The organism is Pontibacter sp. 13R65 (assembly GCF_047525655.1).
Lineage (GTDB): Bacteria > Bacteroidota > Bacteroidia > Cytophagales > Hymenobacteraceae > Pontibacter.
The window spans coordinates 1-24,719 of sequence record NZ_JBLIQL010000039.1 but is presented as its reverse complement, the minus strand read 5'-3'; the positions used below and the strand labels follow the sequence as shown (position 1 = coordinate 24,719).

General features: G+C 44.2%; 20 protein-coding genes and 2 pseudogenes. 12 read left to right on the top strand and 10 right to left on the bottom strand.

From position 1 onward, the window contains the following. The first annotated feature begins 154 nt into the window (after nucleotides 1-154). Entirely contained in the window at nucleotides 155-1,321 is a 1,167-nt protein-coding gene (locus ACMA1I_RS22655) for a sigma-54 dependent transcriptional regulator (protein ID WP_337070775.1), read from the top strand. A gap of 134 nt (nucleotides 1,322-1,455) precedes the next feature. Further along, nucleotides 1,456-1,839 carry a VOC family protein gene (locus ACMA1I_RS22650; protein WP_337070774.1) on the top strand — a complete coding sequence of 128 codons (384 nt, stop codon included), beginning with the start codon at nucleotides 1,456-1,458 and terminating at the stop codon, nucleotides 1,837-1,839. A gap of 153 nt (nucleotides 1,840-1,992) precedes the next feature. Here ACMA1I_RS22650 and ACMA1I_RS22645 read toward each other — a convergent pair whose 3' ends face one another. Next, nucleotides 1,993-2,910, bottom strand: coding sequence for a zinc-dependent peptidase (locus ACMA1I_RS22645; protein WP_337070773.1), 918 nt, complete (start codon nucleotides 2,908-2,910; stop codon nucleotides 1,993-1,995). A gap of 34 nt (nucleotides 2,911-2,944) precedes the next feature. Then, complete coding sequence (locus ACMA1I_RS22640; protein ID WP_337070772.1) at nucleotides 2,945-3,940, bottom strand: acyl transferase; 996 nt, start codon at nucleotides 3,938-3,940, stop codon at nucleotides 2,945-2,947. Nucleotides 3,941-4,012: 72 nt separating this feature from the next. Here ACMA1I_RS22640 and ACMA1I_RS22635 point away from each other — a divergent pair, with 72 nt between their 5' ends. After that, the gene (locus ACMA1I_RS22635; RefSeq protein WP_337070771.1) at nucleotides 4,013-4,570 is read left to right on the top strand and encodes a hypothetical protein; all 558 of its coding nucleotides are present in this window, start codon (nucleotides 4,013-4,015) and stop codon (nucleotides 4,568-4,570) included. Between the two features lie 120 nt (nucleotides 4,571-4,690). On the opposite strand, the gene ACMA1I_RS22630 is transcribed toward ACMA1I_RS22635, so the two are convergent. After that, complete coding sequence (locus tag ACMA1I_RS22630; protein WP_337070770.1) at nucleotides 4,691-7,102, bottom strand: thiamine pyrophosphate-dependent enzyme; 2,412 nt, start codon at nucleotides 7,100-7,102, stop codon at nucleotides 4,691-4,693. Between the two features lie 192 nt (nucleotides 7,103-7,294). On the opposite strand from ACMA1I_RS22630, the gene ACMA1I_RS22625 reads away from it, so the two are divergent. Together ACMA1I_RS22625 and ald are read left to right on the top strand one after the other, a co-directional pair. Then, nucleotides 7,295-8,077: a DUF1573 domain-containing protein gene (locus ACMA1I_RS22625; RefSeq protein WP_337070769.1), complete on the top strand. Its 783-nt coding sequence runs from the start codon at nucleotides 7,295-7,297 to the stop codon at nucleotides 8,075-8,077. Between the two features lie 222 nt (nucleotides 8,078-8,299). Beyond that, nucleotides 8,300-9,415: an alanine dehydrogenase gene (ald, locus tag ACMA1I_RS22620; protein ID WP_337070768.1), complete on the top strand. Its 1,116-nt coding sequence runs from the start codon at nucleotides 8,300-8,302 to the stop codon at nucleotides 9,413-9,415. Nucleotides 9,416-9,666: 251 nt separating this feature from the next. Here the strand turns inward: ald and ACMA1I_RS22615 are convergent, their stop codons facing one another. Beyond that, nucleotides 9,667-10,113, bottom strand: a complete 447-nt coding sequence (locus tag ACMA1I_RS22615; RefSeq protein WP_337070767.1) for a type I restriction enzyme HsdR N-terminal domain-containing protein — start codon at nucleotides 10,111-10,113, stop codon at nucleotides 9,667-9,669. Between the two features lie 67 nt (nucleotides 10,114-10,180). Between ACMA1I_RS22615 and ACMA1I_RS22610 the strand changes: the two genes are divergently transcribed. Beyond that, on the top strand, nucleotides 10,181-10,954 hold the full coding sequence (locus tag ACMA1I_RS22610) for an AMP nucleosidase (RefSeq protein WP_337070766.1): 774 nt from the start codon (nucleotides 10,181-10,183) through the stop codon (nucleotides 10,952-10,954). Between the two features lie 5 nt (nucleotides 10,955-10,959). After that, entirely contained in the window at nucleotides 10,960-12,612 is a 1,653-nt protein-coding gene (locus ACMA1I_RS22605) for an amidohydrolase (protein WP_337070765.1), read from the top strand. Nucleotides 12,613-12,906: 294 nt separating this feature from the next. On the opposite strand, the gene ACMA1I_RS22600 is transcribed toward ACMA1I_RS22605, so the two are convergent. From ACMA1I_RS22600 to ACMA1I_RS22590, 3 genes are read right to left on the bottom strand one after another with little or no spacing between them, the layout of a single operon-like run. Then, on the bottom strand, nucleotides 12,907-14,232 hold the full coding sequence (locus tag ACMA1I_RS22600; protein ID WP_337070764.1) for an MFS transporter: 1,326 nt from the start codon (nucleotides 14,230-14,232) through the stop codon (nucleotides 12,907-12,909). A 50-nt stretch (nucleotides 14,233-14,282) separates the two neighbouring features. Further along, nucleotides 14,283-15,779, bottom strand: a complete 1,497-nt coding sequence (locus ACMA1I_RS22595) for a hypothetical protein (protein WP_337070763.1) — start codon at nucleotides 15,777-15,779, stop codon at nucleotides 14,283-14,285. A 15-nt stretch (nucleotides 15,780-15,794) separates the two neighbouring features. After that, the gene (locus tag ACMA1I_RS22590) at nucleotides 15,795-17,288 is read right to left on the bottom strand and encodes a hypothetical protein (protein ID WP_337070762.1); all 1,494 of its coding nucleotides are present in this window, start codon (nucleotides 17,286-17,288) and stop codon (nucleotides 15,795-15,797) included. 322 nt (nucleotides 17,289-17,610) lie between these two features. Here ACMA1I_RS22590 and ACMA1I_RS22585 point away from each other — a divergent pair, with 322 nt between their 5' ends. From ACMA1I_RS22585 to ACMA1I_RS22565, 5 genes are all read left to right on the top strand, one after another. Beyond that, nucleotides 17,611-17,790 (top strand): hypothetical protein, encoded by a 180-nt coding sequence (locus tag ACMA1I_RS22585; protein WP_337070761.1) that lies wholly within the window; start codon nucleotides 17,611-17,613, stop codon nucleotides 17,788-17,790. Between the two features lie 72 nt (nucleotides 17,791-17,862). Further along, nucleotides 17,863-19,584, top strand: coding sequence for an ABC transporter substrate-binding protein (locus ACMA1I_RS22580; RefSeq protein WP_337070760.1), 1,722 nt, complete (start codon nucleotides 17,863-17,865; stop codon nucleotides 19,582-19,584). 8 nt (nucleotides 19,585-19,592) lie between these two features. Continuing rightward, nucleotides 19,593-20,969 (top strand): ABC transporter permease, encoded by a 1,377-nt coding sequence (locus ACMA1I_RS22575; protein ID WP_337070759.1) that lies wholly within the window; start codon nucleotides 19,593-19,595, stop codon nucleotides 20,967-20,969. After that, complete coding sequence (locus ACMA1I_RS22570) at nucleotides 20,969-22,048, top strand: ABC transporter permease (protein ID WP_337070758.1); 1,080 nt, start codon at nucleotides 20,969-20,971, stop codon at nucleotides 22,046-22,048. The genes ACMA1I_RS22575 and ACMA1I_RS22570 overlap by 1 nt, the downstream gene beginning before the upstream one ends. 240 nt (nucleotides 22,049-22,288) lie before the next feature. Beyond that, nucleotides 22,289-22,546 (top strand): hypothetical protein, encoded by a 258-nt coding sequence (locus ACMA1I_RS22565; RefSeq protein WP_337070757.1) that lies wholly within the window; start codon nucleotides 22,289-22,291, stop codon nucleotides 22,544-22,546. A gap of 448 nt (nucleotides 22,547-22,994) precedes the next feature. Here the strand turns inward: ACMA1I_RS22565 and pfkA are convergent, their stop codons facing one another. From pfkA to ACMA1I_RS22550, 3 genes and pseudogenes are all read right to left on the bottom strand, one after another. Further along, a complete protein-coding gene (pfkA, locus tag ACMA1I_RS22560) occupies nucleotides 22,995-23,966 on the bottom strand; it encodes a 6-phosphofructokinase (protein WP_337070756.1) in 972 nt (323 codons plus the stop codon). A 71-nt stretch (nucleotides 23,967-24,037) separates the two neighbouring features. Beyond that, nucleotides 24,038-24,292: pseudogene (locus tag ACMA1I_RS22555) on the bottom strand (type I glyceraldehyde-3-phosphate dehydrogenase); the annotation flags it as partial. 21 nt (nucleotides 24,293-24,313) lie between these two features. Then, a pseudogene (locus tag ACMA1I_RS22550) lies at nucleotides 24,314-24,719 on the bottom strand (type I glyceraldehyde-3-phosphate dehydrogenase); the annotation flags it as partial.

The following is a 24,719-nucleotide window of genomic DNA, read 5'->3' as shown; positions in this document are numbered from 1 at the left end:
AGAGAAAATAAGGCTACGCGTACAGAATGCCCGTGACAGAATTATGATGGTCGCTTGTGGTTTACACAACCTGCGAACCTCCTTTAGGAAAATCAATAACAATTAATCAGAATACACTTTATTGTTTATACTTATCCCAAAATAAAACGCACCTATGCCCAAAATCCTGATTATTGATGATGAGCGGGCCATCCGCAGTACACTGAAAGAAATTCTGGAGTTCGAGAACTACACCGTAGACGAAGCTGAAGACGGACAGAAGGGGCTGCAGTTCATCAGCAAAACAAAATATGACGTAGTGCTCTGCGACATTAAAATGCCCGGCATGGACGGCATTGAGGTGTTGGAGAAAGCAATGGAGCACTCGCCCGATACTCCTTTTATTATGATATCGGCCCACGGCACTATAGACACAGCCGTAGATGCTACTAAAAAAGGAGCCTACGACTTTCTGCAAAAGCCACCTGATCTGAACCGCTTGCTCATTACCGTCCGGAATGCCCTCGACAAGGCGACGCTGGTAACGGAGACCAAAGTTCTGAAAAAGAAAATTTCAAAGGCCTACGAGATGGTGGGCAACTCCCCAGCCTTGGGCCGTGTAAAACAGGCTATTGAGAAAGTAGCACCTACCGATGCCCGTGTGCTCATTACCGGCCCCAATGGCTCCGGCAAGGAACTGGTAGCCCGGGCCATACATGAGCAAAGCAACCGCTCCTCTGGCCCCTTAATTGAGGTAAACTGTGCGGCAATTCCCAGCGAGCTAATTGAAAGCGAACTGTTTGGCCACGAAAAAGGCTCATTTACCTCTGCTGTAAAGCAGCGCATCGGCAAGTTTGAGCAGGCAAATGGCGGTACTTTGTTTCTGGATGAAGTAGGCGACATGAGCCTTTCGGCGCAGGCAAAGGTACTGCGAGCCCTGCAGGAGCATCGTATTACCCGTGTAGGTGGCGATAAAGATATTCAGGTAGATGTGCGCGTACTAGCCGCCACCAACAAAAACCTGTTGCAAGAAATAGAAGACAGGAATTTCCGCGAAGACTTGTATCACCGCTTAGGCGTCATTCTGATACACGTGCCTCCGCTGAACGAGCGCCGCGAAGATATTCCAGACCTGGTACAGAAATTCCTAAACGATATTGCCAATGATTACGGCACCAAACCAAAAGCCATCAACGCAGAGGCATTGGGTTACCTGCAACAGCTCGACTGGCGCGGTAACGTGCGGGAACTAAGGAACGTGGTGGAACGACTAGTGATTATGAGCGGTAACGAAATAACGGCCGATGATGCAAAGGCCTATGCCAGACCTATAGTATCATAAGCTTAGTCAAAAAAAGAGGCTGTCCTGATTATTGGGGCAGCCTCTTTCTCTTTTAGCTGATACTGCTTAATTAGGCAACGATTAAATTAAATACTATTAAGGCTCTATCAAATAACGTTAAAACAGAACTACCTATGAAAATTAAGCTAGCCAGCATTCTGGTAAATAATCAGGACAAAGCCCTCCGGTTTTATACAGAAATACTCGGATTTGCAAAAAAATCAGATATCGCAATGGGTGAGGCCCGCTGGCTCACGGTAGTTTCGAAAGAGGACCCTGATGCAATAGAACTGTTGTTAGAGCCCTTAGGGTTTGAACCTGCCAGAACCTATCAACAAGCTTTATTTGAAGCTGACATACCCGCCACGGCCTTTGCAGTAGATGACATTGAGGCGGAATACGAGCGGATGAAAAAGTTAGGTGTTCGATTCAAATCGGAACCTACCCTCTCTGGCCCCGTAGCCATGGCTGTTTTCGACGATACTTGCGGCAACTTAATTGAGCTGTACCAGGTGTAAAGCATTTTTTAAATAGCTGTATCCCAATCAAAAGATAAGCCTCTATCTCTCCTAATATTCTAAAGTCTTTTCCAAAGTTATATTATATCTAGTAAGGTTTTGGCGCACTTTTAAAAACCTATTGAGTACGCACCAACTCTCGACAACCTACTGTTAGGCAGCTGCCTTTTTACTTAAGCAGCAGTTTTTGTATTTTTCTCCACTCCCGCAGGGGCAGAATTCGTTGCGGCCCAGGCGTTTGCCGTAGGGGTTCAGGAGCTGCCTGAAATTAATTCTGAACCGGCGCTTCGGATTCTGATGAAAAACCTTGGTTAGAATCTCATATAGCTTTGGATGCTTCTCGGCCAGTTGATCAGGCTTCTCGAAGAAATACTCCGTTACTACTGCAAAAAATTCTGCTTCGCTGGTGGCTCCATATGGGTTTATGTCTGATTTACCGGCCTTTATGTTTTTAATTTTGCGGTACATCAGCTCCTCCCAGGGCTTTAGTAACTCTTCAGGCATATAAGCTTTCGGCACACCATCAATCTCTCCGTCGGCTTGGTCGAGCATATGCGCAAATTCGTGGATACCCACATTCTTGCGGTCGGCCATATCGTTAAAGCCCTGCTCCAGCGCCGGCTTAGACAAAGTTACATAATGGTCGTTCTGAAAAGGGTTTACACGACCCAGTACCTCCGACACAGCTTCGCTTTTTTCATCTTTAAAGCGGTGTATACTTCCCGGAAAAACAATAACCTCGCCTAAGTTCTGATACTCCCAATCTTTAAATCCAAAAATAGGAATAATCGCACTTGATGCTACCAGTACTTTGGTGGTATCGTCTATTTCTGTCTGGATGCCGGTTATTCGCTTTTCTGATAAAAAAAGCTGAACCATTTTTTCGAACTGTGGTTTCTTTTCGTCAGTCAGGGTGTGATAAAACCCCACCCTGTCTTGCAGCACTTTGCGCCACAAGACAGGAAACTCTGTAGCAAGAACTTTTTTGCGATGCCTGCTTTTGCGCGTAGCCCACCTGTATAACAGCAGGCACAGAACTGCTGTAAAAAGAATAAAAACAATATAACCCATGAGCACCTTTAACGGACAATCCTGAGGAAAGATCTTAGGAAACTAACAAATTGCAGCCTCTTATATCGGAGTTGTCGAAACGGCCCAGCACTTCGAAAGAACCATCGGGGTAAAGTTTTCCAATATCTTTAGTTTCGATAAAAGCACAGGAGTCTACATTGGCCAGATCTATGACGTTAATACCACCTGTACGGCTGCTGGTGCTCACCTGAAACGGATCATTGAGGTCGCGGAGGAGAATGCGCATCGAAAAGCCTGGCCAGAACAAGCCGTTGCCGAAAGAATAGCCCTGCGAAAGAAGCTCAGTCATACCGTATTCCGAATGAATTTCAGTTACTCCTAGTCCTTTCTGCAATTGAGCATGCAGTTCTTCCCTGATCATTTCTTTGCGCCTGCCCTTCATGCCGCCTGTTTCCATTACAGTCACGCCACTTAAGTCTTCCTGCCCGTTCAGCTTATCTGCCAAATCAAGCAGGGCATACGACACTCCCATAAGCAACACTTTTTTCTGGTGCTGTTTTGCCTGTCGCAAGGCCTGTAACAGCAGATCGTGGTTGTGCAGGTAAAACCCCTCTGCCTGCTGCCCTGTTTGCTTTATAAAATAATCTACCATAGCAACCAGCGACGATCCCCCCTGCTCCAGGTAAGATGGTAACAAGGCTAGCACGGTGTAGTCCTGCAATGAACCGTAAAACTTCTCGAAGATTTGCCGGGAAGTTTGCTCGTACCAGGCCAGGTTCGACACCAGGTGCTGACTGCGGGTGCTTTGGGTGGTGCCACTACTGTAGAAAATGACCTCAGGCTCAAATGCCCCGGTAACTACACGATGCGTTTTAAAGAACTCGATGGGCAGGAACGGGATTTCCTCCAGGCTCTTAACCTGCTCAGCATCAACTCGAAGATGATGCAAATACTCGCGGTATACCTCGTTATGCTGGGCCTGATAACGAAACAACGCAAGGGTAGCTTCTTCAAAATTAAAACTTTGTGACTGATGCAGTTGCAGTATGTGTTGGGCTTTAAAATCCATCCAAAAATTTATAACAAATGCGTTATCTAATCGTTTGATTTAGTAAATTTAGCTTCATTTTCTGACATCCTCATGAAATACCTGTTTAAGTATAGCGCTGTGCTTTTGTTGCTGCTTGTGCTTTTTAGCTCCTGCCGTAAAGAGCCTGTGTATGATGTAGTGCCTCACATCGAATTTAAACGTGTGGAAAAATTTACCTACGATGAATTTGGGCTAAAGCGAGATCAGATCAGTATTGTGATTGGCTTTCAGGATGGGGACGGCAACCTGGGTCTTTCGCGCACCTCAGATATAGACAAGGAACCTCCTTTTGATTTTGGCTCGCCATACTACAACAACTTTATGACCAAGCTGTACATAAAAAGGCCGCAGCCTAACGGAGAGTCCAAATTCGAAGAATACATTTTCCCGGTTCAAGGCTTCGACTTTAGTGGCCGCTTCCCAAGACTTTCGACCGATGATAGAACGGAACCCCTGGAAGGAGAAATAAAATATACCTTCGACATCACTTCAGACTTGTTTAGGATAGGTGACGTTATAAAATTCGATGTTTTTATTTATGACAGGACTTTACCTGTTCCACACAGAAGCAACACCGTTTCGACTAGCGAGATTACCCTTTTCCAATAATTAGCTTCCTAACCTCAGGAAGGTCATTTTTATTAGAATAATTCTAGGCTATAAAAGCAAGAGCCTGCGGTAGTGTCACCGCAGGCTCTTGCTTTTTGCTGTTATGTTATTGCATCTTTATTAGAACAGAGCCGGGAAGTTCTCCGGGTCTGAATCGTGCATGAGACTGTACACAGCTTCGAACACATCTTCGGTATTTGGCTTAGAGAAATAATCGCCGTCAGAAGCGTATGGTGGTCGGTGCGCGTGTGCCGACAAGCACTTGGGCTTGGTATCGAGGTAGCGCCAGGCATCTTGCTCATCTACTACCTGCTGCATCATGTAGGCGGTAGCACCACCTGGCACATCTTCGTCAGCGAACAGTACGCGGTTTGTTTTCCGTAGCGAGTCGGTTATGAGGTGGTCCACATCAAATGGCAGTAGCGTTTGCACATCTATTACTTCGCAGGAAATGTCATGCTCTTGTAATTGAGCAGCTGCCTCCATTACAATGCGGCACATAGAGCCGTAGGTAACCACTGTCACATCAGTGCCTTCTCTAAGAGTTTCGGGCTTGCCCAAAGGTACCGTGAACTCCCCTATGTTGCTCGGAATTCTTTCTTTCAAGCGGTAACCATTGAGGCACTCGATTACCAGCGCCGGCTCATCAGATAAAAGTAAAGTGTTATAGAAACCGGCGGCCTGGGTCATGTTGCGCGGCACCAGCAGGTGCATCCCTCTGATACTATGCAGAATCATGCCGATAGGAGAACCTGAATGCCAGATACCTTCAAGTCGGTGCCCGCGGGTGCGCACGATCAGGGGAGCTTTCTGGCCTCCTTTGGTGCGGTACTGCAAGCAAGCCAGGTCATCAGATAAAATTTGTATCGCGTACAGTAAGTAATCGAGGTACTGGATTTCAGAAATCGGCCGGAGCCCACGCAGAGCGGCACCTATTCCTTGCCCTACAATAGTACACTCTCTAATTCCTGTATCTGTTACCCGGAGCTCGCTGTACTTTTCCTGCAAGCCTACAAAAGCCTGGTTAACATCGCCTATACGGCCTACATCCTCTCCAATGGCAAACACACGCGGGTCGCGTGCCAGCATAGCATCGAAGCAGGCGCGGAGCACTTCGCGGGCATCTACTAATGGAGCCTTCTCGTCATATTCAGGTTTTATTTCCTCTACCAGCAGGGCCGCCTCATCGGACTGGCTATAGAGATAAGAATTATAACGCTCTGTGTTCTCCCCCATAACCTGCTCTAGCCAGCCAGTTAGTTCCCGCTTAGCCTCGCTGCGCTCATGGCGCACATAACGCAGGGCTTTGCGCACAGCCTTCATGGCATCCGTCCGGATGGGATTGATTGTTCTGCGAAGGTCTTCTTTTATTTTGGCTATTTCTGTGGCATGCTCTGTTGCAGCCTCAGCCAGGTTCCCGAGCAGCCTGATCGCCTCATCGTGATCTACCTTAATATCTTCTGCAAAGGCGTTCCAGGCGTTGCTGCGGGCAGCACGCACATCGTCTTTTGCTTCTGCCTCGATCTGATCGAGCTGCTCTTCGGTGGCAATGTTGTTTTCCAGAATCCACTCCCGCATTTTTTTCAGACAGTCGAACTCAGCCTCCCAATCCAGGCGCTCCTGCGGCTTGTACCGTTCATGAGAGCCGGAAGTGGAATGCCCCTGGGGTTGCGTTACCTCTTCCACATGTATAAGCACGGGCACGTGCTCCTCCCGGCAAATGCGCACCGCTGCCTCGTATGTTTCGCAGAGAGCGGCATAGTCCCAGCCTTTTACTCTGAAAATTTCGTAGCCCTGCTCCTCTTTGCTGTAGCGCTGGAAGCCCGATAAGATTTCTGAAATGCTGCCTTTGGTAGTCTGGTACTCAGATGGAACTGAAATACCATAGCCATCGTCCCAAACAGAGACCAGCATGGGCACTTGCAGCACACCCGCCGCGTTTATAGCCTCAAAAAACACTCCTTCTGAGGTAGAAGCATTGCCAATAGTACCAAAAGCCACTTCGTTGCCGTTGTTGGAGAACCCGCTTAAATGCTGCAACCCCGGGTTCTGGCGGTACAGTTTAGAGGCATAAGCCAGCCCCAAAAGGCGAGGCATCTGCGCTGCCGTAGGTGATATGTCTGCGCTGGAATTTTTCATTTCCACCTGGTTTTTCCACTTGCCTTCGTCATCAAGCAGGCGGGTGCCAAAGTGGCCGTTCATAGAGCGCCCCGCCGTAGAAGGGTCCGCTTCTAAATCGGTGTGGGCATATAACTGTGCAAAATACTGCTGCAGTGTAAGCTCGCCAATAGCAAACATGAACGTCTGGTCACGGTAGTATCCTGAACGGAAATCGCCTTTCTGAAAAAATTTGGCCATTGCCAGTTGCGGTACTTCTTTCCCATCCCCGAAAATTCCGAATTTTGCCTTGCCCATAAAAACTTCTTTCCGACCGGTAAGGCTGGCCTGTCGGCTCTCCCACCCGATGCGGTAATCGTTTAAAATTTCCTGGGTACTGAGTTTTTGAGTAATAGATGCTTCAGCAGTCTGCATGTTTTCTCACTAATAACTGTAAGTATGATTTAAACCAAAAGTAAGGAAGATTTCCCCTAAATTCAAATGGAGGGTTTTCCCCCAAACAAAATTGGCATAGTATTGGACACTATATTTTTGAAAAAGTTTTTATATCTTTGTTTGATTTTCACAGGATTCTCGTACCTTCTATATAATTAAAACCATACGGGCATGAACAAAAAGCTTTACTACCTATTGGTACTGTGCTTTCTTGCAACAGGCTATGCTGCTAACGCGCAAGGAGACCTTAAATTTGAAAAAGAGACGCATGATTTTGGCACCATTGCCGAAGGCGTACAAGCTACTTACGAGTTTCAGGTAAAAAATGTAGGAAATCAGCCGGTAGTTATTGCAAATGTTCATCCATCTTGCGGTTGTACTACACCAGACTGGACCAAAGACCCGATCCTGCCAGGCAAAACAGGTGTTATAAAAGCAGTTTATAACAGCACTGGCCGCCCTGGACCGTTCCATAAAGCTATTACAGTTACCTCTAACACAGCCACTCCTACTAAAACTATTTTTATAAAAGGAGAGGTTGGACCAAAAGATTTAAAAACAAGTTATACGCCGGAACAAAAAGCAGCATCGCCGCGTTTGGCAGTTGGAACCACAAGTTATAACTTTGGCAAACTTGAAAAAGGTCAAAAAGCAGTAGCCAAATTCACTGTAAAAAATACAGGAAAACAAGACCTCGTAATACAGGGTGTAAGGTCGGCCTGCAACTGTGTAAGCATTAAATCTTCGGAGGCTGCAATAAAACCAGGACAGCAAGGAAATTTGGAACTAACTTATATTCCTGCTATGTTAAGAGAGCAAAACGAGGTAGTAACAGTTATTTCTAATGATATAATAATGCCAGATCTGAAACTAACGCTAAAGGCAAATGTAGTAGAGACACTGGCTTCAAAAAATATGTTAAGGGAGGGCTCACAGCCGGTACCTTTCAGATAGTTTTTTTCATAGTTTTATTTTGTACTAATGGCAGTGATTTTGTCGCTGCCTTTTTTCATTTCCAATACTTCCGATTCAATCTAGACGCCACATTTTCAGTACAATTAACGTAAACAAAATCTGCAGCCTGGCCATGTAGCCCGGCTATTTTTTTTAGAGGCAGAAATAGTATATTTGCGCACATTTATCTGAAACCACACACCATCTACACCATCTACAATCATGATTATCGGAATTCCAAAAGAAATCAAGAACAACGAAAACCGGGTAGGAGCCACTCCTGCAGGCGTTTCGGAGTTAGTTCGCCACGGGCACACCGTTAATGTGCAAGCTACTGCCGGAGAAGGAAGTGGCTTTAGCGACGAAGAATACCAACTTGCCGGCGCTACCATTTTACCTACCATAGAATCGGTATATGCCAGCGCCGACATGATAATTAAAGTGAAGGAGCCAATTGAGCCGGAATATAGCCTGATAAAGGAAGGCCAACTGCTGTTTACTTACTTCCACTTCGCGTCTTACGAACCACTCACGCATGCCATGATAGAGCGCAAGGCTATTTGCCTTGCTTACGAGACGGTAACAAAAGCTGACAAAAGCTTGCCGCTGTTAGTACCTATGTCAGAAGTAGCAGGCAGAATGGCCATACAGGAGGGTGCTAAATACCTGGAGAAGCCTCTGAAAGGCCGCGGGATTTTGCTGGGTGGCGTGCCCGGTGTGCGGCCTGCCAAAGTTATGATTTTAGGCGGTGGCGTAGTTGGGACTAATGCCGCCAAGATAGCAGCCGGTATGGGAGCAGATGTTACTATCTTAGATACGAACCTACAGCGCCTGCGCTACCTCGATGATATAATGCCAGCTAACGTAAACACCTTTATGTCTAATAAATACAACATCCGGGACCTACTGCCTACGCACGACCTGATTGTTGGCGCTGTGCTTATTCCGGGTGCCAAAGCACCTCACCTGATCACCCGCGATATGCTAAAGCTAATGCGCCCCGGAACTGTACTGGTAGACGTTGCCGTAGACCAGGGCGGCTGTATAGAAACCTGTAAACCAACCACACACGAAGATCCAACTTACATTATCGACGATATAGTGCACTACTGCGTTGCCAACATGCCGGGGGCAGTGCCTTATACCTCTACCCTGGCCCTTACCAATGCTACCTTACCGTACGCCATAGAACTTGCCAACAAAGGCTGGCAAAAGGCCTGCACCGAAAACCAGGAGCTGAAAACCGGCCTGAACGTAGTACATGGTAAAATTGTATTTCAGGGAGTGGCAGAGGCTTTTAACCTGGAGTATGTACCGGTAGAAACTGTACTGGCGTAGCAACAGCAAAGAAGATTGAATAAGAAACTACAGCCATCTATTTGATGGAATTTTCAAAAATGCCTTGTACCGCAAAGTACAAGGCATTTTTGTAACCACACAGCAGGTTTCAGGCAAATTATTCTAATCAAAAGGGCCTTCCAGAGGTGTTTTTTACACTTTATTCCTAAGGTGTTGCCACCCTGTCCTGCTCTTCTAAGGCTTCATAAGTCAGGATTGTTGCAGAAAGGCCTCACCCACACAACCATTTCTCACTGTATATAGGGCGGTATCTCCTGCAGCGGCACAAATGTTCTGGTTTTGAAGTCGACTTGCCAGCAATAATGTTGTAAGCCATTAGTAATAACCAGCAGCCTTGCCTTTACCACCTGGTTGTAAGTAGAAACCTGTTTCACTACTTCCTGCGTAATGGGAACATGCGCGGCTTTACATTCAACCAAAAGTTCTGGTTGGCCGGCATGATTGTAAATGCAAATATCAGTTCGCTTATGCAGTTGATTGTAAGTAGCTCCCCTTTCTACGCTAACAAGCCCCCGCGGGTAGTGCAGGTCTTTTAGCAGGTAATGAATAAAGTGCTGCCTTACCCATTCTTCTGGAGTCAGCAATACGTATTTGCGCCGGAGTTCATCAAAAATCAAAGAATTAGCGCCAGATTGCTTAATTTTGTAAGCATATGTTGGCAAATTCAGTCGTTCCATGCCGCAATTTAGCTTAATTACACCCTCGGCCCTATTACTGGAGCGCTTCATTATTAACTAGAAAAACATGAAAACCAAAGAAGAGATCGTAAGTGATTGGTTACCCCGATATACCGGAGTACCTTTAAATGAATTTGGAGAATACATTTTGCTGACCAACTTTAGCAATTATGTACGCATGTTTGCCGATAGATTTGAGGTGGAAGTGCGTGGCCTGGACAAACCTATGCAAACGGCAACCGCTAACAACATAACCATTATTAACTTTGGTATGGGTAGCCCCATGGCAGCAACCGTAATGGATTTGCTATCAGCCATTTCGCCAAAAGCGGCACTCTTTCTGGGTAAGTGTGGTGGCCTCAAAAAGAAAACCCAAATCGGAGACCTTATACTGCCTATCGCGGCTATTCGAGGCGATGGCACATCAGATGACTACATGCCTTCCGAAATACCAGCGCTGCCATCGTTCCGGCTGCAGCGAGCGGTGTCTTCCATGATCAAAAAACACGAAATGGATTACTGGACTGGCACTGTGTATACAACTAACCGCCGGGTGTGGGAGCACGATGATGCCTTTAAAGAGTACCTACGCCAAATTCGGGCCATGGGTATCGATATGGAAACCGCCACTATTTTTACAGTAGGCTTTATCAACTCCATTCCGCATGGTGCGCTTTTGCTAGTTTCGGATATTCCCATGACGCCGGAAGGCGTGAAGACATCTGCCAGCGACCAAGTAGTAACAGCCAATTACGTAGAAAAGCACCTTACCATCGGCATAGACTCTTTAACAGAGCTTATTAACTCAGGTGAGTCGGTTAAACATATGCGCTTTGAGTAAAACAGATGAATAAATTTTTACACGCTCTTATAGCCGCTGCTTTTGGCAGCGGCTTCCTTTTTAGTGGCTGCACCAGCAAACCAAAGGCCGACCTGCTCATTTACAATGGCAACATCTACACAGTAAACGATCAGTTTGACAAAGCAGAGTCATTCGCCATAAAAGATGGCAAAATTCTGGAAGTGGGCACTACCGTCGATCTGCAGGCTAAATATCAGGCTACTGAACAAGTAGATGCAGCAGGCAAAACCATTTATCCTGGTTTTATAGACGCCCATTCCCACTTCTACCGCTACGGCCTTTCGCTGCAATCTGCCGACTTGGTAGGTACAGGCTCCTTTAAGGAGGTGGTACAACAGGTGGTGCGCCACATGCAGCAGCACCCAGCGGCCGATTGGATTACCGGAAGGGGCTGGGACCAAAACGATTGGCCTGTTAAGGAGTTTCCAACTAAAGACACACTGGATTTACTTTTTCCCGACACTCCTGTAATCCTGAACCGGATAGATGGGCATGCGGCACTGGCAAACCAGAAAGCATTGGATCTGGCAGATGTTACGCCGCAAACAACACTAGTGGGAGGCATCGTAGAGGTTAAAAATGGCAAGCTAACTGGTATTCTCATAGACAATGCCGTAAACGTGGTAACCAGCAAAATACCTGAACCAGATGCAGAAGAGCAGCGACAGGCACTTTTAAATGCCGAGAAGAATTGTTTTGCGGTAGGCCTGACCTCACTCGCTGATGCCGGCCTGGATAAAGCAAACATAGACCTAATGGACAAGCTGCAGAAACTAAATGAGCTGCAAATAAGGATCTATGCTATGTTAAATCCGAGCCAGGAAAACCAGGACCATTATTTTAAACATGGCATTTACAAAACAGACCGGCTCCATGTACGGTCTTTTAAAATTTATTCTGATGGCGCCCTCGGCTCCAGAGGTGCCAGCTTATTGCAACCTTACCAGGACCGTCTAGGGCATTTTGGCTTTTTGTTGGCCTCGCAACAAGAATTCAGGAATATAGCCTCCCTCCTGCACCAGCATGGTTTCCAGATGAACACACATGCCATAGGAGATTCAGCTAATAGGTTGCTACTCGATATCTACGGAGAAGTATTAGGTGGGCAAAACGATAAACGCTGGCGTATTGAGCATGCGCAGATTATAAACCCTGCTGATATGGCCAAGTTTGGCCGCTACAGCATTGTGCCATCGGTACAACCCACACATGCCACCTCCGATATGTACTGGGCCGGTGAACGGTTAGGGACTCACCGCCTCCCGCATGCTTACCCTTATAAAGAGCTACTGCAGCAAAATGGCTACCTCGCCCTGGGCAGCGATTTCCCGGTTGAGGATATTAACCCCGTATTTGGTTTCCATGCAGCTGTTGCGCGACAGGATGCGGAGCAGTATCCCCCCGGTGGCTTTCAGATGGAAAACAGCTTGACGCGCGAGGAGGCTTTACGCGGAACTACCATTTGGGCCGCCAAAGCTAACTTCGAAGAAAAAGAAAAAGGAAGTATAGAACCAGGCAAATTTGCTGACTTTGTTATAGTAGACCGGGACTTGATGACCATAGCACCTGAAAAAATGCGGGACTTAAAGGTTCTCAGCACTTATATAAACGGCAAGTTGGTTTACCATTTTAAATAAAAAGAACTGGCAAACCGCCAGATACTGCCTCTGGAAAGCGAATATTCTAATGAAAACAGCCTTCCGGAGGCTTTTTTAATATTTTGGGGTTTGGGCTGATAAGATAAATGATCGTACTTAATCACTAGCTTTCCCACAACTCTCGCACACCAGCAAAAAAAACTTTCAGGCATTTTTTTAACGAATTTAGCTCTGGAAGGGCATGTTCATTAGAATAATTTGCCTGTTGATAAAACGGCATAAATCCCATTGCCGTGTAGCCAGAAGCACTTCCTCCTGCACAACAGAAGGAAGCTATTTAGCAGCAGTGGCTCTTTCGGTTTCAGTAGCAGCCATACGCTTGCCTTTCACGAAAAACAGGAAGAACAGGCCGATTAAAAAGAAGACACCCAATGCCAGCACACTGTTCCGCATGGAACCTGTTAGCTGGGCAATTACACCATAAGCCAGGGTACCGAGTACAATCGAAATTTTCTCGGTTACATCAAAAAAGCTGAAAAAAGAAGCGTGGTCGGTGGTTGAGGCAGGAATAAACTTGGAATAGGTAGACCTGGAAAGCGATTGAATGCCTCCCATAACTGAACCTACTACGGCTGCCAGCACATAAAATTCGGTGGCACCTTGTATAAAATAAGCTCCTACACAAATTCCAATCCAAACAAAAACGGCTATGATCAGCGCCCGGATATTACCATACTTCTCAGATAAAAAGGCAAAACCGTACGCTCCGGCAATTGCCACTAACTGGATAATAAGAATGGTCATGATCAGGGCCTCGTCTGGCAAATTTAATATCTCGATTCCAAAAATAGTGGCTACATACATTACCGTTTGCACACCCATATTGTAAAAAAAGTAAGCTAATAAGAAGCGCTTCAGCATGGGCAACTCCTTCACCTGGTTCAGGACCTTCTGCAGTTCCCTGAAACCATTCAGCATCCAGCTGCCCTGGGGCCTGCGCTGGTATATATTTCCGGGTAAATGGTAAAAAGTGTATTGGGCGAAACCAAACCACCACAGACCTGTAGTCAGGAAGGCAATGCGAGGAGGCAGGCTAGTGTTTTCTGGTGCAATGAAAAATATTTCGGGCTTTAGAATCATGGCCAGGTTAAAGACCAAAAGTAATACACTGCCGATATAGCCCATGGCAAAGCCCCGCGCACTCAGCTTGTCATACTGGTCTTCTGTGGCGATTTCAGGCAAATAGGCATTGTAGAACACAATACTCCCGCTAAACCCAATGGAGGCTAATACAAACAGCACAACGGAAAAAGTAAATGTCTCTTTTGTGAAAAAATAAAGAGCTGCGCACGACAGTGAGCCCAGGTAACAGAACAGCTGCATAAACAGCTTTTTGCGGCCGCTGTAGTCGGCAATAGCTGTTAAAAAAGGACTCATCAATGCTATTATTAAAAAAGAGGCTGAAACCGCATATGAAAAAAGCACGGAGCTCTGCACGCTAAACCCAAAGAATGACACAATAGAGGACCCATCCGGGTTTTTAGCCACAGCACTATAATAAATAGGGAATATAGTGGAGGTTATAACCAGAGAATAGACAGAATTAGCCCAATCGTAGAAACACCATGCCCTGGTTATAGTTTTATCATTCTTTTGCATGTGGAAATATAGCAAAAATATTCTCTTCTAAATTAGAGGCAGGTGCAGATTCAGGTCATACTCTGCTTTCGCTGTTGGAGCCTTTGCAGCGCAAGTTCCCACAGTTGCTCATAAGGTATAATTTCTACTTCAGCAAAAGCCTCTGTTTGCATAGGAGTAGCACGAAGCTTCTTAAAAAGATAACGACCTTTGGCTCGACTCCCAATAGGATCCAGCTTCTCCCGCAGCATCAGGAGCACCAGCTTCAGGAACAGTCGTGGCCGCTCTGTTCCCTTTTTGTTTAAGTGCTTGGCAATGTACTTCCTGATTCGATCTATGTGAGACGAGGGATCCAATTCCCCTTTCTGCTGCAACAGGTTAAAAAATTCCAGAATGATAATTGCAACATTATAGCCTTCTTTGTCATGCTGAGAAATCTTCAGCAACTCCTCAAACCCAGGAGAATTTACAGGTTCTGCGCTTTTATCTATAGAAGCTATGAGATTGTAAAATTGAATATTTAATGTCCAGCGCTCTTTCATCAGCTGACTCAAAATTTCTGCGACTCCCGAACTGAGAAATTGCTGAATTAGCTTGCCAGCCAATTTGTAGGACCTATTGTGTATAGCTAATAAAAAATAGTTCTCTATATACGATGACCATGATGTTGAGCCATAAATGAAGGAAGATTCTATAGTTTGAGCAAAGCGTAATCCTTCTTCGTATTGTTGGAGTTGCTGTAGAGCAAAAAGCTTAACAAACTTGTAATACCTTAAATCAACGTTTAAGTCTGATATTTGCTTATTTCTCACCATGGTCTCTACTTTATCTGCATTCCGTATTACTTCGGCAAAGTTTCCAGCTGTTTCATGGTAAAAGTTAAAGATATACTGCCAGTACCTAAAAATTTTGGTAGACTGAGTTTCTAACCATTTTTGACGCATATCCTCCATTATTTGAGGCAATTCTCTAATTATTGCAGCACGCGAGGCATTAGATTTGAGCATAAATAACTTGGCTCGCTGAAAAGTCACGTCTACTTCAAATTCTATATCAGAAATTCTTTTATAATGTTTTAATTCTTGCTCATATTCATTAAACAGGACTTCATCCCTCATCAGACCTGTAGCATTATAGGCATACTCATAGCATCTAAGTAATAAACCTACATTATCTATTTTCTTAGCTAATCCAATTGCCTGCTGAACAAATTTATGAGCCAAATGATGCTCTGCTAACCTTAGGAGTGTTAATACTCTATTCAGCTTTATCAAACATTGATGCTCTATGTAAGCATAGGGCAGAAGTTCCTTATCGCTTAGATCTACTTGGTCAATTGCTGAAAAAAGCTTTTTAATCAGCCTTGACTTTAACATCTTATAGCCTTTGGCATTCAACTCGCTACCATAAAGAGCCAACATAGCTTGGGAATCAGTTTTTACTTTTCCATCTCTGACCAGCAGATATAATTTTACCTCTAGATTTTCCTCAGATATGTGGAGGTAAGCATCTAATGACTTTCTTGCTCTTTTTTCTAATATCTTAATTAATCTAATTAATTCAATCATCTTATTTTTGCACCCTTACTGAATCCGTTTACTTCTCAAAGTCTCGATTACGTGTTCCCATAGATGTTCATAGGGTATAATTTCTATTTCAGCATATGCGTCACCAGGAGGTGAAGTTTCTAAGAGTTTCTGGTAATATTTTTCTCCTTTAGCTAAGCATTCATCTACATCAAAGTTTTCTACCACGGTAAGTATTAACAACTTCAAAAATATTTTACTTCTGCTACTAAAAGAGTCTTTAAGATGAGCTAAAATGTATTTTTTAAGGCTTTCAATACGGTACATCAATGCCTCGCTATCTCCTTTCTGCAGGAAGTACATAAACTGAAGAATAATAATGGCTACATTAAACCCTTGTTTATCCTTACTATATTCTGGAACAGTAGAGGCAAAAGACTGAAAATTGAACGTAGAAGATAGCAGTGAATTATGGCTCAAAAAGGTGAGGTAAGATTTATAGAGCGCCCAACGTTCACGGGCGGTTTTGGTAATTTTTTGTATTGCACGATTTTCGTAGACTTCAATTATTATTTGCTGAGCCAACTCATACTTCTTGGCATGTGCTGCCAATAGTAAATAATTTTCCATAAAAGAAAACCAATTAGGAAAGTTTGGATCAAAACTCTCTTTATATTCAATAGCATAATTTAACCCTACATCATAAATCTTTGCCCTAAGATGCGCATAAACTAAAATAAACTTCTGAAACTGAGGTTCGTTTCTAAATTCATTAATCAACCCCTCCTGTGACCAAACCTCAACCTGTTTTGTGAATGATATAATCTTTTCAAAGTCGCCAATCAATTCATTATACCAAATTACAATTCTATAAAAATATTCAAAGGTTTCAAATGTTTTAGTGAGCATCCATAATTCCTCTAATCGAGTAAGCATCTCAGGAATATGAGGGAGGAAATTCTTTCTAGTATTAACAGATTTATTTATATTTAGCTTGAATGTTTGATATAAACCTTTTGCTTCTGTTTCATAGGTTAATTTTTGATTATAAAGATCAAATTCTTCTTTGATCTTCATATAATTGGTTAAATTACCTTCTTCAACTTCTATTGTAAGTTTAAATTCTAATACAGAAACAGTTAATTTGGTAAAATCATATTTCTTAGATATACTTATAGCTTTGTTCAGCAATTTGTTAGATATATCATATTCTGTCTGACGTATTAGTACACCTGCCTGATACAGATACTGTAAACATTCCTGTTCATAAATAATGTAACTTCTAAGTTTGGTTTTAGAGAAATCAAATAGGAAAAGAAATTTAAATAATTTTTTCTTTAGCCTATGTTTTAGCATTTTATATCTTACATCATTCGTATCAGGTGTATTATATAAGGTGTATACTGCTTCTGAATCAGATGCAAATTTACCTGATCGTACTCCATTGATAAGCTGATTTTCTTTGCTGTTTTCGTTCTGATAATCCTGAAGGGTAAAAGGGCTTTGTTCACAGTAAGAAACGATATCAAGCAATTTCCTAAGTTCCTGCATTATTAAGATCAAATTTCGTTACAAAATAATATTATTATATTTTTTCAATAATAATACCATGTTACTTTCAATTAATATTATTCTTTTTTTCTAAATTATTAAAAAATTAACTTTGATCTAACAAATCTAGCCTTCTAAGTTACTTTTTAGCGATATTAATCAAATTATTAATTTGATTAATCAATAAATAAGCTAGTTAATTAATTTTTTTCATATATAATACAATATTAACCATTGTTACTTTAAGAGCCAAACTTTCCTTTCTAACTGGCTAATTAGCCGTAAATTTGTTTCAACAATCAACTAATAAAAAAGCCGACCAATGGAAATTATCGTTTACTTATTACTTCAGTTAGGCATCCTGTTTGGAAATCCAGAAGTACCACAAAAATCCACTAAAGCTGTTAAATCTGACCAGGTTCAGAAAATGCAAATTAACAGTATGTCAACTACCCCTTCGAACCTTGATGGAGGATCTGGTACTTGGGGCGACAACGGATAAAATTAATAGCTTAACTTTAAGTAGCTTTTTCCCTATATTGCCGAAGGTACAGAAATAGACACCCGGCAACTAATGAAAAAGACGGCTAACCTAGTTTGTTTCCTTTTCCTTTTATTAAGCTTCTGTAGTCAGCCTCAGCGCCGACCGGATGAGGTACAGGTGCGCCTGTTTAACGATCCGGAAACGCTGAATCCTGTTAGCTATCAGAACAGTGGTGCGCTTCAGATTATCAATCTGCTGTTCCAGAGCTTATTAACAGTTGACTTAGAAGATAACAGACTTAAACCATCATTGGCAGAAGCATTACCGGAAATAGTGCAAGGTGATACTCTCACCATGTTTACCTATAATATTCGGGAAGAGGCGGAGTGGTCTGATGGTAGTTCTGTAACGGCAGCAGATGTGGCTTTTACCCTCAAAGTCATGTTGGCTCCCTTAGTGAATAATGAGCAAATAAAATCGCAGATAGAGTTCGTTCGGGACTTTATCAAATATGAAAGCGACCCTAATAGATTTACATTCGCCTGCAGGAGCTTCTCCCCAGAAATGGAGCTCCTGACAGGCGATTTCTTTATTTTACCCGAATATCTTTTCGACCCTGATGGCCTACTACAGGCCTTTACCGTAAAGCAGTTAGCAACAGGTGATCCTGATTTAGAAAACAATGCCCAGCTTAAAAGCTTTGCAGACCGCTTTAACAGCGTAGACTTCGCCCGAAATAGAGAAGTACTTAAAGGCAGTGCAGGGTATGAACTTGAAAACTGGACTACGGGCCAGTATGTAATCCTTAAACGGAAAGAGAACTGGTGGGGCAATAATACTAAATCCGACACTCCCTATCTTACCGCTAATCCTAACCAAATCAGCTTTCAGATTATACCTGATAATACCACTGCTTTGCTCGCCCTCAAGAGCAAGCAGCTCGATGTTTTAAACAATATACCAGCCACAGAGTTTACTCTTTTGCGCAAAGACTCCACCTTTACAAAAGACTACGCCCTGCACGCACCGGATAGTTATGACTTTAATTATGTGGCGCTTAATACTCGTTTACCTAAATTTAACAACAGGTATACCAGACAGGCTATTGCACATTTATTAGATGTAGATAACCTTATTAAGGTAACGCTAAGTAACTATGGCACCCGAACTGCCGGTCCTGTACCACCGGCCGCACCAAATTATTATAACCAAGACATTACCTTATATCCCTATAATCAGGCTAAAGCAGCAGATCTGCTGAAAGCTGGGGGTTGGACCCACAAAGAGGATGGCTGGTACAAAAGCCTGAATGGCAAAAATGAGAAACTGACCATAGAAGTTAACTACAGGGCGGGGAACACTATTTTCGAAAACTCCGCTTTGATCTTTCAGCAAAATGCAGCTAAAGCAGGCATTCCAGTAATATTACAACCGCTGGAGAGCAGCTTGTTCAGACAAAAGTCGAGGTCGTTTGAGTACGACATGTCATTTAGATCACTTAGTGGCAACCCGTTCATTTTTAACTTCAAACCTTTTTTCCATACTTCTTTTGCAGAAGAAGGAGGCAGCAACATAACAGGCTTTGGCTCCCCCGAAACCGATGCGCTGCTAGATGCCATAAATCTGGCTCAAAACGACAAAGAAAAGGCTGCCCTGCTGAAAGAACTACAGGTTGTTTTACACGAAGAAGCAGCCATGATTCCGCTTTACTACCTAAAAGAGCGCATAGCAGTTCACAAACGTTTCGGCAACACAAAAATTTCAGGCCTAAAACCCAATTATGATGTAAGCGCCTTCACGCTAAAAGAATAGACGGAGCAATGGCAGCTTTTCTGTTACGACGACTGTTTTATGGTTTATTGGCATTATGGCTGATCTCTACGCTTATATTTTTATTAAGCCGATTTTTGCCAGGTTCATTTGCCGCACAAAGCATTCTAAAAGAAAATGACAGTTTTTACAACACAGGCTCAATCGAAAGCCGGCAGGCAGCCTATCAGTCTTACCTTAGAAGAACCAGACTGGATCTGCCGCTTTTCTACTTCAGCATAAGTTCCAGCGCCCAACCCGACACAGCCATACAACTACTTCAGGAATCCGACAAGTTGCTTTTACAACAACTAAGTTGGCACTATGGCAATCCTAAACTGGCTACTGAATATTTCAGAAACTTGAAAAACTTAATTAAACGGGCAGGCCCACAGGCACAGTCAGAGGTACGTGTACATATACAGGAACTGCTGCAGACAACTGATGCTGCAAAAATCAAAAAATCTGCCGCGGCGCTGCAGCAACTTTTAGGCAGTTCTACAGAGAGTTTTCAATTGCAGCAAACCGCAGAGGCTTTAATTTACAGCAAACAACAGTGGAAAACATTGCTCCCACGCTTTAGCTGGCATGGTGGCCGCAATCAGTTTCATCAGTGGCTTAGCCAGTTGTTCCAGGGGAATTTAGGAAACTCTTACAGAGACAACAGCAGCGTATTGGACCTGGTTCTTAAAGCAATTGGTACCACCTGGTGGGTTCTGCTTCTGAGCATGCTGCTCACCACCTTTCTGGCGCTTGAGCTTAGCATCTTATTTGTAAAGCAGCGAGCAGGCAAATGGCGCAAAACCCTCCTACCCTTGCTCTTTATCACAGACAGAATACCTGTTTTCATACTTGCTTTACTTCTGCTTATTTTTCTGGCAAGCCCGGATTTCCTGCAACTCTTTCCGGTGTATGGCATGGGCGCTTACCAGCCCCAGGATCAACACTGGCTGCAGCGTTTCGTTAACCTATTCCCGTATATGGTGCTTCCTGTGGTGTGCCTGGTATGTGTTAACCTGCCTTATATAACAAACCAGTTTTACTGGTCGCTGTCCGATGTTTCGCACGCAGATTTTATTAGAACGGCAAAGGCCAAGGGCTTGTCCGAAAGGCAAGTGATCAGAAAACACATGCTGCGCAATGCTTTGTTTCCGATCATCACACTTTTATCTGATTTCTTGCCAGCCTTGGTTGGCGGCGTAGTAGTAATCGAAACTATTTTTGCTATTCCGGGAATTGGGAGATTACTAATAGAGTCGGTGCAGACGAGAGATTATCCTGTAATGGTGGGGGTAGTACTGGTTGTAGCTTTGTTTAAAGTTATAGCACATTTTGTTTCAGACATATTTTATGGGCTGGCTGACCCACGCATTCGTCAAAAATCCTGATGCACGCCTTTTTTAACAATATCAAGCACCTCTGGAAAAGCAAATTTGCTTTCAAGGCCGCCGTTTGGTATCTGCTCCTTTTTGTATTACTGGCACTACTGCTTCCTTTATTGCCGTTACAGTACTTACCAAATGAGCTACACCTGAACGCGGTGTATGTACCACCCTTTCAGTTCGGAGAAAAGCCATATCACTGGTTCGGCACCGATGCGCTTGGCCGCGATGTATTGGCTAATACTCTCTATGGTGCTCGCACTGCTCTTTTCATCAGTTTTCCGGTAGCTGTGCTTAGCTTGTTGTTGGGCTTAGTTACAGGCGTAGCAGCCGGCTTCTTTGGCGATAGAGGTTTTATGGTTTCCAGGGCCAGGCTGTTAAGTTTTCTGATTGCGCCAGCCTTTGTGCTTTACTTTGGATTGTATGTTCCGGCCAGGGCTATAACTTTATTACCAGGTAGCCTACTGCCACTTTGGAGTTTTTGCCTGCTGTTCCTGGCACTGCTCCTATTGCGGTTTGGAATAACTACTGCCTTGCATAAAGTTGCCTGGTTCAGAAAAGCAGTTCCTCTTCCCCTGGACCAGTTTCTGCTCCGCCTAATAGAAACTTTTACAAGCATCCCCAGACTAATATTTATATTGGTGTTCGTTTCGTTCTTGCCAGCCACTGTATTTTTGCTTTCTGCGACTTTGGTCTTAACCTACTGGACAGGTACTGCTCGCCTTGCCCGTGCAGAAATGCTCCGCATTAAAAACCTTCCTTATTTTGAATCAGCCAGAAGTTTAGGTACAACGCAATGGGGCTTGGTGTTCAGGCACGCGCTGCCGAATATGCTAGGGCCATTACTGGTTTCCTTTACGTTTGGATTAGCCAGTCTGCTCGCATTTGAGTCTACGCTTTCGTTTTTAGGTATTGGAGTACCAAGTACACTTGCCAGTTGGGGAAGGATGATCTCAGGGGTAAGGCACCATACGGCAGCATGGTGGCTTTTGGCGTTTCCTGGCATTTTCTTACTTCTTACAGTATTTGCACTTCAGGTCTGCAACTACTACATTCTATCTATTATGCAGAGGAAAAAACATTGATTGATGTTACTTTTTAATATCAATATATTCCAATATTATTCAAAATTCAATAAATTTATAATAATTACAAGATAAAAACAACATAAAAATAGCATTTACTCGTTAAGAATTTATCTTACTCAGCTTATAACCTCTTTTATCTCTCCTGTTATAAGTGTTACTTTTACACACTTAATTTCCTGCCGTACTAATTATAGAGTAAGTATTATTGTCTTCTAGAAGCACCTAACTACTTTACCTATGAACCAAACAGTACACTTAAGAAATCCGCACCAGCAGAAAAGCTTAAGTTGTTATTCTACTCATCCTTCACAAAATAAGCTCTATTCAACCGAGACAGAATCGGTAGGACATACTACTATTGATGGTAGCGTTCTTAATTATATGGCATGTGAACAGGCTGTAAATAATGGCTCCGGTATTTTTATTGGAGAATACTTTGTAGGAATAACAGAAAATACGAACGCATTTAACCATATGCCGCTGCTACACTATTAAGCAGGCTTTTACCTGAACAGGATGTCAGGTAGAAAAGAAACACTTTAGATTGTTAGTGTTTAATGGATAGTTGATATACCCTATAGATCGTCTGTAGGGTATATTATTTTTATACGCTTCCCAGCCTGATATTAATACTCTGAAGCCTCCGGAAGGGTGTTTTTATTAGAATAATTGTGTGGGTAAGGGCAGCTGCGAATTGTTGTGAGAGATGAATAAATGTTCCAATCAGATAGTTGTCCAAAGTACGCAGTTTGCAATTTCAATTTTTGGCTACAGACTCTTAATTAAAAGCTTCTAAATTTGCCTCCGGAAGGGCATTTTCATTAGCATAATTAGGTAAACCTTGTCCCAATCAGAACAGGTTGCGTATGATGCACCTGCAATAAGATAATTGCCTTTAGTGCCTCACAGCATCCTGCTGATGGTACAAAAAATGGGGAATTGTTTATACAGAAAGCATTTCTACTGCTTTAATCAGGTCGGTACTAATTTCCTTCTTTTTGGTGATGGTATCTTCGAAGGGGGTGTAAACCAGGCTGGAGTTAATAGTGCCTGCCATTACATTCTTCTGTCCATCCAAAAGTCCTTTTACACAGGCTATTCCCAACCTGCTGGCCAGCATACGGTCAAATACAGTTGGAGGCCCACCTCGCTGCACGTGGCCCAGAATGGTTACACGAGCATCCATATCAGGTAGTACTTCCATTACTTTAGTGGCTACTTTCATAGCGCCGCCTTCAATCTCACCTTCTGCAATAATAATAATAGACGATGTTTTAGAACGGCCCCAGCCGGCTCTAATGGTATCGATAATACTTTCTACAGTGGTAACGGCTTCCGGAATCATAGCTATTTCTGCCCCTCCGCCAATGGCACAAGGTATGGCAATATAACCAGAGTCACGGCCCATAACTTCTACAAAGAATACCCGCTCATGACTGTCTGCGGTATCGCGAATCTTGTCTATTGCCTCGAGGGCAGTGTTTACGGCTGTGTCGTATCCAATGGTGTAGTCGGTACCGTACAAATCGTTATCTATGGTTCCTGGTGCTCCTACTGTGGGTATGCCAAACTCCTCATAAAACAATTTTGCGCCGGTAAAAGTACCATTACCTCCAATAGCCACCAAGCCTTCAATACCATACTGTTGCAACTGGTCATAAGCTTTTTGACGACCTTCTTTGGTCATGAACTCTTTACTGCGGGCCGACTTAAGAATGGTACCGCCTTTTTGTATGATATTACTAACAGAAGACGAGTCCATTTTGAAAATCTCCCCGTTAATCATGCCATTGTAGCCACGCCGGATGCCGTACACTTCTAAGCCGTAGTAAACAGCAGCACGAACCACAGCCCGAACACAGGCATTCATGCCAGGGGCATCTCCGCCAGATGTATATACTCCTATTCTCTTCATAAAAAACACTTGATATAAAAACAGAGCCTTCTGTTACAAAGGCCCTGTTCAAAAAAATACTATTTAAATTATTATTGACCGATGCGTACGATCAGGTCGGCGGCTCTCTGGGAGTAGCCAGCCTCGTTGTCGTACCAGCCCACCACCTTCACCAGGGTGCCGTTCACCGAGGTCATGGCCGCGTCGAAGATGCAGGAGTGGGTGTTGCCCACGATGTCGATCGAGACGATCGGGTCCTCGGTGTACTCCAGGATGCCCTTCATGCTGCCCTCGGCCGCCTGCTTGAGCACCGCGTTGATCTCCTCCTTGCTGGCCTCCGTCTTCAGGATGCAGGTCAGGTCGNGGAGTGGGTGTTGCCCACGATGTCGATCGAGACGATCGGGTCCTCGGTGTACTCCAGGATGCCCTTCATGCTGCCCTCGGCCGCCTGCTTGAGCACCGCGTTGATCTCCTCCTTGCTGGCCTCCGTCTTCAGGATGCAGGTCAGGTCGGTCAGGGAGCCGTCCGGAATAGGCACGCGCATGGCCACCCCGTCCAATTTGCCCTTCAGGTGCGGCAGCACCAGCCCTACGGCCTTGGCAGCCCCCGTGGAGGTCGGCACAATGGAATAGGCCGCCGCACGGGCCCGGCGCAAGTCGCTGTGCGGGGCGTCCTGCAGGTTCTGGTCGGCCGTGTAGGCGTGGATGGTGGTGATGTAGCCCTTCTCGATGCCGAAAGCGTCGTCGAGCGCCTTGGCCATCGGGGCCAGGCAGT

Coding starts and splice junctions, on each gene's coding strand:
- pfkA (WP_337070756.1), bottom strand. CDS start 23,966: ATGAAGAGAATAGGAGTATATACATCTGGCGGAGATGCCCCTGGCATG.
- ACMA1I_RS22640 (WP_337070772.1), bottom strand. CDS start 3,940: ATGGATTTTAAAGCCCAACACATACTGCAACTGCATCAGTCACAAAGT.
- ACMA1I_RS22590 (WP_337070762.1), bottom strand. CDS start 17,288: ATGCAGGAACTTAGGAAATTGCTTGATATCGTTTCTTACTGTGAACAA.
- ACMA1I_RS22635 (WP_337070771.1), top strand. CDS start 4,013: ATGAAATACCTGTTTAAGTATAGCGCTGTGCTTTTGTTGCTGCTTGTG.
- ACMA1I_RS22630 (WP_337070770.1), bottom strand. CDS start 7,102: ATGCAGACTGCTGAAGCATCTATTACTCAAAAACTCAGTACCCAGGAA.
- ald (WP_337070768.1), top strand. CDS start 8,300: ATGATTATCGGAATTCCAAAAGAAATCAAGAACAACGAAAACCGGGTA.
- ACMA1I_RS22650 (WP_337070774.1), top strand. CDS start 1,456: ATGAAAATTAAGCTAGCCAGCATTCTGGTAAATAATCAGGACAAAGCC.
- ACMA1I_RS22595 (WP_337070763.1), bottom strand. CDS start 15,779: ATGATTGAATTAATTAGATTAATTAAGATATTAGAAAAAAGAGCAAGA.
- ACMA1I_RS22570 (WP_337070758.1), top strand. CDS start 20,969: ATGCACGCCTTTTTTAACAATATCAAGCACCTCTGGAAAAGCAAATTT.
- ACMA1I_RS22580 (WP_337070760.1), top strand. CDS start 17,863: ATGAAAAAGACGGCTAACCTAGTTTGTTTCCTTTTCCTTTTATTAAGC.
- ACMA1I_RS22625 (WP_337070769.1), top strand. CDS start 7,295: ATGAACAAAAAGCTTTACTACCTATTGGTACTGTGCTTTCTTGCAACA.
- ACMA1I_RS22605 (WP_337070765.1), top strand. CDS start 10,960: ATGAATAAATTTTTACACGCTCTTATAGCCGCTGCTTTTGGCAGCGGC.
- ACMA1I_RS22575 (WP_337070759.1), top strand. CDS start 19,593: ATGGCAGCTTTTCTGTTACGACGACTGTTTTATGGTTTATTGGCATTA.
- ACMA1I_RS22645 (WP_337070773.1), bottom strand. CDS start 2,910: ATGGGTTATATTGTTTTTATTCTTTTTACAGCAGTTCTGTGCCTGCTG.
- ACMA1I_RS22610 (WP_337070766.1), top strand. CDS start 10,181: ATGAAAACCAAAGAAGAGATCGTAAGTGATTGGTTACCCCGATATACC.
- ACMA1I_RS22565 (WP_337070757.1), top strand. CDS start 22,289: ATGAACCAAACAGTACACTTAAGAAATCCGCACCAGCAGAAAAGCTTA.
- ACMA1I_RS22600 (WP_337070764.1), bottom strand. CDS start 14,232: ATGCAAAAGAATGATAAAACTATAACCAGGGCATGGTGTTTCTACGAT.
- ACMA1I_RS22585 (WP_337070761.1), top strand. CDS start 17,611: ATGGAAATTATCGTTTACTTATTACTTCAGTTAGGCATCCTGTTTGGA.
- ACMA1I_RS22615 (WP_337070767.1), bottom strand. CDS start 10,113: ATGGAACGACTGAATTTGCCAACATATGCTTACAAAATTAAGCAATCT.
- ACMA1I_RS22655 (WP_337070775.1), top strand. CDS start 155: ATGCCCAAAATCCTGATTATTGATGATGAGCGGGCCATCCGCAGTACA.